Genomic DNA, 3,339 nt, shown 5'->3' on the forward strand with positions numbered 1-3,339 from the left:
TCAATAAATATGGCAGCTACCTACTCTCCCGCATGATAGTGCAGTACCATCGGCCATGAGGGGCTTAACTTCTCTGTTCGGAATGGGAAGAGGTGAACACCCTCGGCAAAACCACCATAAGATCTTTAATATCTTCTGTTGTTGTCCGATCCGGATCATGCATTGTATGGCTGGCTATTGCTGCTGTTTGTCGCTTCAGCTATGTTGCTGCTTGCGATCTCGCTGTCAGCATTCTCGCCCTGCCTGCATCCTCCGGATGACCAATAAATTCACATATTGGATAAGTTGTAAAACACATCCCGGTTTCTTCCGATCCCATGGAGTGCAATAAAATAAAATTAAAGCTTACGGGCAATTAGTACTACTCGGCTGCGATGTTACCACCCTTACACCTGTAGCCTATCAACGTCATCGTCTCTGACGGCCCTTAAAAGTAAACTCATCTTGAGGTAAGTTTCACGCTTAGATGCTTTCAGCGTTTATCTTGCCCGTACATAGCTACTCTGCACTGCACCTGGCGGCACAACAGATACACCAGCGGTACGTACGACCCGGTCCTCTCGTACTAAGGTCATGTCCTCGCAATTTACTAACGATCACAACAGATAGGGACCGAACTGTCTTGCGACGTTCTGAACCCAGTTCACGTGCCACTTTAATCGGCGAACAGCCGAACCCTTGGGACCTTCTCCAGCCCCAGGATGTGACGAACCGACATCGAGGTGCCAAACCTCCCCGTCGATATGAGCTCTTGGGGGAGATCAGCCTGTTATCCCCGGAGTACCTTTTATCCTTTGAGCGATGGCCCTTCCATACAGAACCACCGGATCACTTTAGCCTGCTTTCGCACCTGCTCGGCTTGTAGGCCTCACAGTCAAGCACCCTTATACTAATGCGCTCTACGTACGATTACCAACCGTACTGAGGGTACCTTTGCGAGCCTCCGTTACTTTTTAGGAGGCGACCACCCCAGTCAAACTACCCACCAAACAATGTCCCCGTCTCCGGGTTAGACTCTAAATAACAGAAGGTTGGTATTTCAACGTTGACTCCACGACTCCTGGCGAAGCCGCTTCATAGTCTCCCAACTATCCTACACATCTGGCATTCAAAATCAATGTTAAGTTGTAGTGAAGGTTCACGGGGTCTTTCCGTCCCGTTGCGATTAACCGGCATCTTCACCGATACTACAATTTCACCGAGCTCGTGGTAGAGACAGTGTCCAACTCATTAGACCATTCGTGCAGGTCGGAACTTACCCGACAAGGAATTTCGCTACCTTAGGACCGTTATAGTTACGGCCGCCGTTTACTGGGGCTTCAGTCAGGAGCTTTGGGTTACCCCGAACACCCTTCCTTAACCTTCCAGCACCGGGCAGGTATCAGGCTCTATACGTCATCTTTCGATTTTGCAGGGCCCTGTGTTTTTGTTAAACAGTTGGTTGGACCATTTTACTGAGACCATATCACTATGGTACGCCTTATCCCGAAGTTACAGCGTCAATTTGCCTAGTTCCTTTACCACGGATCACTCGAGCGCCTTAGGATATTCTCCTCGACTACCTGTGTCGGTTTACGGTACGGGCTGCTATAACCTAACCTTAGAGGTTTTTCTTGGAAGTCTGTTTAGGGACATTATCAGCGCGGCCGAAGCTTTGCTGTACTATCAGGTTCAGCACCAACTGCGGATTTGCCTACAATCGGTATACCTACACCCTTTAACGCACTATTCCGTAAGTGCGCAGTCCTTTCACTACTCCGTTACCCCATCGAAATTATAGCAGGTACTGGAATATTCACCAGTTTGCCATCAGCTACGCCTCTCGGCTTTGCCTAAGGACCCGACTAACCCTGATCCGATTAGCGTTGATCAGGAACCCTTAGTCTTACGGCGAGAAGATTTTTCATCTTCTTTATCGTTACTTATGCCTACATTTTCTTTTCTGTACGCTCCAACATACCTCGCGGTACACCTTCGATGCTGTACAGAATGCTCCCCTACCGATCATATCTCCTGATATGATCCTAAAGCTTCGGTGGTATGTTTGATGCCCGATCATTTTCCGTGCCCAAACCCTCGACCAGTGAGCTGTTACGCACTCTTTAAATGAATGGCTGCTTCCAAGCCAACATCCTGGCTGTTTTAGGGTTTGAACTGCGTTTGTTCAACTTAACATACTCTTGGGGACCTTAGCTGTTAATCTGGGTTATTTCCCTCTCGGCCATGGACCTTAGCGCCCACAGCCTCACTCCCGTAGATATATCATAGCATTCGGAGTTTATTAGGGTTTGGTAGGCGGTGAAGCCCCCTAGCCCAATTAGTAGCTCTACCTCTATGATAACTCTTGTATACGAGGCTGTTCCTAAAAACATTTCGGGGAGAACGAGCTATCTCTCAGTTTGATTGGCCTTTCACCCCTATCCACAGGTCATCCCATAGCTTTTCAACGCTAATGAGTTCGGTCCTCCAGTTTGTGTTACCAAACCTTCAACCTGCCCATGGATAGATCACAAAGTTTCGCGTCTACCCCCACTGACTTAAACGCCCTGTTAGGACTCGCTTTCGCTGCGGCTCCGTTACTGAAGAACTTAACCTCGCCAGTGAGGAGTAACTCGTAGGCTCATTATGCAAAAGGCACGCCGTCACCCGTTACCAGGCTCCGACCGCTTGTAGGCGCACGGTTTCAGGTACTATTTCACTCTCCTGTTCGGAGTACTTTTCACCTTTCCCTTACGGTACTGGTTCACTATCGGTCTCTAGGGAGTATTTAGCCTTACCAGATGGTGCTGGCAGTTTCACACAGGATTCCTCCGGTCCCGCGCTACTCAGGATACCACTCGTCCACTGCTTACTACGTCTACAGGGCTATCACCTGCTACGGCTCATCTTTCCAGATGATTCAACTTAAAACAGCTTTCTAAATGCGGTCCTACAACCCCGCAGCAGCACGCCGCTGCGGTTTGGGCTAGTCCCCGTTCGCTCGCCACTACTTAGGGAATCATTAATTTATTTTCTTTTCCTGCAGGTACTTAGATGTTTCAGTTCCCTGCGTTGGCTCCCATTGCTGGGTGACATGCCTTCAGCATGCCGGGTTGTCCCATTCGGAAATCTACGGATATAACACTCGTTTGCAGTTCCCCGTAGCTTATCGCAGCTTACCACGTCCTTCTTCGCCTCCTAGAGCCTAGGCATCCACCATGCGCCCTTATTCGCTTTAAAAATCTTAAAGTATTCTATTACACATTGCTGTGTCTTACAACTTTTATTATCCAATATGTCAAAGAACTTTATCCCCGGAATTACACCATAATTACTATGGGGTTTCCACCTCCGGGAACA

At 48.6% G+C, this 3,339-nt stretch carries 2 rRNA genes; both read right to left on the reverse strand.

What is annotated here, in order from left to right:
• Positions 1 to 7: 7 nt before the first annotated feature.
• Positions 8 to 119 (reverse strand): 5S ribosomal RNA (gene rrf, locus CCY01nite_RS26475).
• Positions 120 to 335: 216 nt separating this feature from the next.
• Positions 336 to 3,219: ribosomal RNA gene (locus tag CCY01nite_RS26480) — 23S ribosomal RNA — on the reverse strand.
• Between the last annotated feature and the right edge of the window lie 120 nt (positions 3,220 to 3,339).

The organism is Chitinophaga cymbidii, assembly GCF_007992715.1.
Classification (GTDB): Bacteria; Bacteroidota; Bacteroidia; order Chitinophagales; family Chitinophagaceae; genus Chitinophaga; species Chitinophaga cymbidii.